The following is a 7300-nucleotide window of genomic DNA, read 5'->3' on the forward strand; positions in this document are numbered from 1 at the left end:
AACGGAACTATCCGGAATTTCAGCAAACCGGCGGAGAATATTTTCGGCTACAGGGCTGATGAAGTAATCGGGCACGACGTGAACATGCTGCTTACCGAGCCGCGGGACCAACGATCTGGCTCAGGTCTTGCGATGGCGACGTTGCGGGAAGAGCTGGAAGGCCGACGAAAGAACGGCTCACCCTTTCCGCTGGAACTGGTCGTCGCCGAAATTGCGCACGATGCCGGACTCGGTCGTTATGTGGCTACAGTGAGCGACATCACCGAACGCAAGGCCGCCCAGGCCATGCTTCGCCAATCGCAAAAGATGGATGCGATAGGTCAACTCACCGGTGGCATCGCCCACGACTTCAACAATATCCTCACGGTGATCACCGGCACGGTCGAGATTCTGATGGAAGACCTGGCCGACCGCCCGGAGCTTGTCGCCATCACGAGGATGATCGACGATGCGGCGACGCGCGGCGCCAGCCTGACGCATGAATTGCTGGCCTTCGCCCGCAAGCAGCCGCTGGCGCCGCGAGATGTCGACGTCAACGCTCTGATCAGGGAAACGACCAATCTGCTGCGGCCAACGATCGGCGAGCACATCGAGATCGAGGCCATGCTGGGCGACAATATTTGGCGCGCGACGGCCGACCCTTCCCAACTCTCGGCCGCACTGCTCAATCTCGCCATCAACGCCCGCGATGCCATGCCCCATGGCGGCAAGCTGACCTTCAAAAGCGGCGAATCGATACTGGACGATGCTTACGCCGTAACGAATCCCGACGCGGAGCCAGGCCCATACGTGATGATTGCAGTGAGCGACACCGGCCTTGGCATTCCGGCCGAGATTCTCGATCGGGTGTTCGAGCCTTTCTTCACCACCAAGGAAACGGGCAAGGGCACCGGGCTCGGCCTGAGTATGGTATTTGGTTTCATCAAACAGTCGCGCGGGCACATAAAAATCTACAGCGAGATGGGGCACGGAACGACCATCCGGGTATACTTGCCACGCAGCGCCGGGGCATCAAGCGCGCAACCCGCCGTGCCGGATATTGGCGCGCTGCGCGGAGGAACGGAGACCATCCTCGTGGTGGAGGACGATGAACTGGTCCGCGCCTATGTGCTGGCGCAGCTGCAGGCTCTCGGCTATTCGACATTGTCGGCCAGCAATGCAGGCGTGGCGCTCGCGCTGGTCGACCAGAGCGTGCCCTTCGATCTTCTCTTCACCGATGTCATCATGCCCGGCGGGATGAACGGCCGGCAACTCGCAGATGAGGTGAAAAGGCGCTGTCCAGCAGTACGAATCCTGTTTACGTCGGGCTACACGGAAAACGCAATCATTCATCACGGCCGTCTCGATCCGGGCGTCAATTTGCTCGCCAAACCGTATCGCAAGGCCGATTTGGCGAGGAAGATCCGCGAAGCTCTCGCCGCGCCCTGACTCACGGACAGGACGCATTCGCCAAGCGGTCACGCCAATACGCATAAGATGACAGGCCCGGCGTATTGCACTGAACGACGCCAAACGCCAGCCGCCCTCGATGGTGGAGTTAGGGAGTAACGATCCATGGCCAACAGCACTGCCGCGGCATCCAGCAGTGGCTTGTATGCCGATCCGCGCGAGGACTGGCTGGCGCAATATACCGAGGAAGCGATCGATCCCGCCCGTCCGATCGTCGATCCGCATCATCATCTCTGGGATCGCGGCGGCCAGCGCTACATGATCGAGGAGATGGCCGCCGATATCGCGTCCGGCCACAATATTGTGGCGACCGTCTATGTCGATTGCCGCTCGATGTACCGCGCGTCAGGCCCCGAAGCGTTCCGCCCGATCGGCGAAGTCGAATTCGCCAATGGCGTCGCGGCAATGAGCGCCAGCGGCGGTTATGGTCCGGCGCAAATCAATGCCGGCATCGTCAGCCACGTCAATCTGCTGCTCGGCGACGGCGCCAGGCCGGTGCTGGAAGCGGAAATCGCCGCCGGCAATGGCCGCTTCCGCGGCATCCGCCACTCCTCGGCATGGGATGCGGAATTCGAGGTCGCCGGCATGTATGCCAAGCGGCCGAAAGGCATCCTGCTCGATCCAACTTTTCGCAAGGGTTTTGCCTGTCTCGCACCGCTGAATCTCAGCTTCGATGCCTGGCTGTTTCATCCGCAGATCGGGGAATTGGTCGATCTCGCCCGCGCCTTTCCGGGCACCCGAATCATGCTCGACCATTGCGGTGGCCCGATTGGCATCGGCCGCTTCGCCGGCAAGCGCGAGGAGACGTTTGTGACATGGAAGGCGGCGATCCAGGAAATCGCCAAATGCCCCAATGTCTCCGTGAAACTCGGCGGGCTCGCGATGCGGCTGCTCGGCTATGATTTTCACGAGCGCCCGAAACCGCCATCGTCGGAGCAGGCCGCGGCGGCATGGCGCCCCTATATCGAGACCTGCATCGAGGCCTTCGGGCCCGACCGCGCGATGTTCGAAAGCAACTTTCCGCCCGACAAGGGCCAGTGCAGCTATCAGGTGATCTTCAACGCCTTCAAACGTATCGCCGCGCAGTACAGCGAGGCCGAGAAGGCCGCGCTGTTTTCCAGTACCGCGACGGATTTTTACCGGCTGAAGCTGGATTAATTGCGATTGCAGGGCCGAGCAACCGCCGCCGCTGGTCGCGACCTGAGCCAGTTCGGGCTTTTCCCGATGCCGCTATTCAGCGGCTTGCGGCCTGGTGTCGTTACGCCGCAGATGGCGGCGCGCCCAGACCGCGACTTCCTCCATCGTGGCGCGCGTTTCCGGGAGGAAGGGGAATATCGTGTAGACGTGCACGGAATCCTCGGCCAGCCGTAGCGTGACGTCGACGCCGGCTTTTTCGGCGCGTTCCGCCAGCCGTGTCGTGTCGTCGAGCAGGCATTCGCCTTGCGTCGCCGTGACGAACAAGGGCGGCAGGCCGGTGAGGTCGCCGAACAAGGGTGACACCAGCGGATCGGTCGGCTCATGGCCCTGGAAGTAGGACGCGCCCATGAAGGTCAGGAGGTCGCGATTGGCGGCGGGATCGTCGCCATTGAAGGCGCGCACGCTGGCTCCCGAAACCGTAAGATCGGTAAAGGGCGCAACGGCGAGGATGCCGGCGGGCAGCGGGTCGCCGGCGGTGCGCAGCGCAAGTGCCAGCGCCAGCGCCAGACCACCACCGGCTGATTCGCCGGACAGCAGGATCGAGCCCGCGGGGATGCCGCGCGCGAGCAGCGCGCGATAGGCCGAGATCGCGTCGTCGATCGCCGCCGGATAGGGATGCTCCGGCGCAAGCCGGTAATCGACGGTGTAGCAGGCGCCGCCGGCCGCCGCGGCGAGCCGGCCGGCATATTCGAGCGAGCCTTTCGCCGAGCCGATCAGATAACCGCCACCGTGAAAGTGCAGCACGACATTGCCGCGCGGCGCGTCCGGCGCGGCGACACGAAAGGCCCTGACGTCGCCCAGTTCGTCCTCGACCGCTTCCACACTCTCCGGCAGCGGAAAATTGGTGATCAGGAACCGGTCATAGGCCTCGCGCAGCCCGTCGTGGCCGCGCGCGACATCCTCCGGCCGGAAAGCATACTTCCACAATTCGAAGGCGCGCTGGCTTTCGGGGCGCTGCAGCCGCTTGCCCTCGCGCAGGCCGGTGACGTTGCGCACCTCGCCGGGCGGCCCTTCGACGGCCTTCACGACATTATAATCCCAGGCGAGGCCCCAACTCGTTTCTGCCAGCGGATCGATCCGCGCCATGCCCTTCCAGCGGCCATTGCGGTCGCGCAGCCGCTGCGGTTCCTGCTCGTGCATCAGCTTGACAGCGGCGCGGGCGCCGGCCTGGATCCGTGTGGTGCGCGGCAGCCGGCGACGTTCATATTCCAGCAGCGCGCCGGGAACATCGTGCTGCCGGCGCGCCAGCACGCGCGCAAAGGTCCAGGCATCCTCAATGCTCTGGCCGGCGCCCGCGGCCAGGAACGGCACCATCGGATGCGCGGCGTCGCCGAGCAGCGTGACGCGGCCGGAGGTCCAGCTGTCGATCGGGTCGCGATAATACATGCCGGTGATGAAGGCGCTTCCGCATTGTTCGAGCATGGCGCGGGCGCGCGGCTCGGCATCCTCGAAGGAGCGCAGCATCTCGGAGATGTCGCCGCTCTCGGTCCAGGATTCGCGCTGCACCTCGTGCGCCGGCACCGAGGCCAGGATGCTGTAGAGATTCTTCGGCCGCACCCAGTAGGTGATCAGCGTTCGGCCGGGGCCGAACCAGTAATTGCCGCGCTCTTCCAGGCCGAGGCCTTCGAGCCGCTCTGCCGGAATCAGCGAACGCCACATCAGGATGTTGGCAAAATGCTTCTCCTCGTTGCCGCGCAAATGCTGGCGCACGGCCGAATGAATGCCGTCGCAGCCGACCAGCGCGTCGCCGCGCAGGGTTTCGCCGGTTTGCAGCCGGACCTCGACACCGCCCGCGTCCTGCGACACCGCCACGACGCGCGCGCCGAGTCGCCTGGTCTCCGACGGAACGGCATCGAACAGGATCCGGATCAGGTCGGCGCGGTGAATGTTGTACATCGGCGCGCCATAGCGGGCGGCGGCTTCGTCGCCGAGCGGCGCCTGGTACAGCATGCGGCCGCTGCGCAGGTCGCGATAATCGTAGGACTGCGGCTTGACGCCGACGGCGCGGATCGCCGTTTCGAGGCCGATCTCGCGCAGCACGATCGCGGCGTTGCTGGCGATCTGGATGCCAGCGCCGATTTCGGCCATGGTCTCGGCCTGCTCCAGCACCAGCGCGTCGATACCTTGATGGCGCAGCGCAATCGCAGTAGTCAGTCCACCAATACCGCCGCCTGCGATCAGAACGCGCATGGTTGTCTGCACCCGCTTGAATTAAGCTATTTCACTTAGGCTAGGTCAGGGCACCCGGAAATGTCAATCAAGATGCGGGCTGCGACCCGCCCCCCGCCTGAGGATACCAAGAGCCAGATCAAGGCGGCGGCGCAAATGCTGTTCGCCCGTCACGGCGTCGATGCGGTGACCGTCCAGCAGATCGTCACGGCGGCCGGCCAGCGCAACAACGCCGCGCTGCATTATCATTTCGGTTCGAAGGAGGAACTGATCCGCCAGCTCGTGGTCGACGGCGCGGCGGTGCTCGACGAGCGGCGCCAGGGCATGTTGCGCGAACTCGACGGCCGCGGCGGGCCCGCGACCATCCGCGAGGTGGTGCTGGTGCTGGTGATGCCGGTGATCGAACTCGGCGAGGACGAGCGCTGGCGCGGCTACATTCGTTTCACCTCGAGCCTGCAGGCCTCGGACCGCCGGACGCTGCGGGCCGCGCTCAACAACCGCTGGAATGCCGGTTATGTCGCCTGCTTCGCGCATCTGAAACGGATGCTGCCGCTGCCGGCGGCACTGGTCGAGCAGCGGCTCTCGATGTTCTCGATCTATGCCAACGCCATCCTGTCGGCGCGCGAGGCCGCGCTGGAAACCCCGCGGACCCGGAGCAACCGGCTGTGGGACCAGCGCTTCACCACGGAAAACATTCTCGACACGCTGGAGGCGACCCTCACCTGCCCGCCGTCGGCGCGGACGCTCGACGGCCTGCCGGCGGACGGAAGACGCTAGGCCAGGCGCCAGCTCAGCCGGCGCGGTTCTTCTTTTTCTTCTTTCCGAACGAAGGCTTCGCATCACCCGCGCCGGCGTGCGCCGGCTTGCCGGCGTAGGCGGGCTTGTGCGCATATTTCTTTTTCTTGTCGAAGCCCGGCTCCCGGGCAAAGCCCGGACCGCTTCCGCCGGATGGTTTGCCATGCGGCTTCGGCCCGCGCTCGTCGCGTAACCGATCGTTCGGGCGATCGGCGCGCTCGGGGGCGCCGGTTTCGCGCCGAGGCGGATAGGAGCGCTTCTCCTGCGGCGGCTGGCTCTGCGGCGCTTCGGTCATCGCCTCGATGCGGATGTTGTCTTCCTTGTCAGGACGCCGGATCATGGCGGCGAAGGATTCCGCGGCAGCTTTCGAAATCTCGAACTCGGTGGTGGTGTCCATGATGCGGATGGCGCCGATGTCATGCTTGTCGATGCCGCCACGGCGGCAGATCATCGGCAACAGCCAGCGCGCTTCGGCGTTCTTCTTGCGGCCGATGGCGGCGCGGAACCACACGCTGCCCTCGGCCATGCCGCCGTGACGCGGCGAAGATTTGCCTGGTTTTGAGCGTGGCGCGGATTCGCGATCGTCGCCGCGCTGCGGCCGCGCGCCCTTGTCCCGGCTACCGACGTCACGGAACCGGCCGGCGCCCTGGCCGGGATCGAGAATGTCTTCCGGCGACGGCAACCGCGCGCGATAGAGCCGTGCCAGCGCCGCGGCGATATCCTCGGGCGATCGCTCGGCGAGCATGGCCTGGGCCAGCGCCAGATCCTCCGGCGTGTTCTCTTCCGCGAACAGCGTGTCCTTCAGCATCCGCTCCTGGTCGAGCTTGCGAATTTCTTCCGAAGTGGGCGCGGTGCCCCAGACGGCGTCGATGCCTCCGAGATTCAGCAGCAATTCCGCGCGCCGCTTGCGCGCCGGCGGCACCAGGAGGACGCTGACGCCCTTTCGGCCGGCACGGCCGGTGCGGCCGGAGCGATGCTGCATCACCTCCGCGTCGTTCGGCAGATCGGAGTGAATGACGAGGTCGAGGTTCGGCAGGTCGATGCCGCGTGCCGCGACGTCGGTGGCGACGCAGACCCGGGCGCGTCCGTCGCGCAGCGACTGCAGCGCCGTGGTGCGCTCGTTCTGGGTCAACTCGCCCGACAGTGCGACCACGGAGAAGCCGCGCTCCGACAGTGTGGCCTGCAGATGCCGCACCGCGTTGCGGGTATTGCAGAACACCAGCGCGCCCGGCGATTCGAAGAATCGCAGCACGTTGACGACCGCGTGCTCGACATCGGCGGCCGCAATCCGGATGGCGCGGTACTCGATATCGGCATGTCCGCCCTCGTCGCCCGCGACTTCGACGCGAAACGCCTGCTGCTGATAGGTCTTTGCAATTGCCACGATGCCGCGCGGCAGCGTCGCCGAGAACAACAGGGTGCGGCGGGTGGCCGGGGTGGTCTTGAGGATGAATTCCATGTCCTCGCGAAAACCGAGATCGAGCATCTCGTCGGCTTCGTCGAGCACCACCGCCTTCAACTGCGAGACGTCGAGACGGCCGCGACGCAAATGGTCACAGAGACGGCCGGGCGTGCCGACCACGATGTGGGCGCCCGCCGCCAGCTGGCGCTGTTCGGCGCGCGGATCCATGCCGCCGACGCAGGAGACCACGCGCGCATCGGCATATTGATAGAGCCAGGCGAGTTCGCG

5 protein-coding genes are annotated in these 7300 nt (G+C 65.4%); 3 read left to right on the forward strand and 2 right to left on the reverse strand.

Annotation, left to right across the window (positions count from 1 at the left end):
- Together Q8N40_RS16935 and Q8N40_RS16940 are read left to right on the forward strand one after the other, a co-directional pair.
- Positions 1 to 1428, forward strand: a 1428-nt coding sequence (locus Q8N40_RS16935; RefSeq protein WP_305712621.1) for an ATP-binding protein, incomplete at its 5' end; no start/stop codon positions are given.
- Positions 1429 to 1554: 126 nt separating this feature from the next.
- A complete protein-coding gene (locus tag Q8N40_RS16940) occupies positions 1555 to 2607 on the forward strand; it encodes an amidohydrolase (protein ID WP_305712622.1) in 1053 nt (350 codons plus the stop codon).
- 72 nt (positions 2608 to 2679) lie between these two features.
- Here the strand turns inward: Q8N40_RS16940 and Q8N40_RS16945 are convergent, their stop codons facing one another.
- Complete coding sequence (locus Q8N40_RS16945; RefSeq protein WP_305712623.1) at positions 2680 to 4836, reverse strand: alpha/beta hydrolase fold domain-containing protein; 2157 nt, start codon at positions 4834 to 4836, stop codon at positions 2680 to 2682.
- Positions 4837 to 4896: 60 nt separating this feature from the next.
- Between Q8N40_RS16945 and Q8N40_RS16950 the strand changes: the two genes are divergently transcribed.
- On the forward strand, positions 4897 to 5592 hold the full coding sequence (locus Q8N40_RS16950; protein WP_305712624.1) for a TetR/AcrR family transcriptional regulator: 696 nt from the start codon (positions 4897 to 4899) through the stop codon (positions 5590 to 5592).
- Between the two features lie 13 nt (positions 5593 to 5605).
- Here Q8N40_RS16950 and Q8N40_RS16955 read toward each other — a convergent pair.
- On the reverse strand, positions 5606 to 7300 hold a 1695-nt coding region (locus Q8N40_RS16955; protein ID WP_305712625.1), incomplete at its 5' end, for a DEAD/DEAH box helicase.

The sequence above is a fragment of the Bradyrhizobium sp. genome, assembly GCF_030693485.1.
Classification (GTDB): Bacteria; Pseudomonadota; Alphaproteobacteria; order Rhizobiales; family Xanthobacteraceae; genus Bradyrhizobium.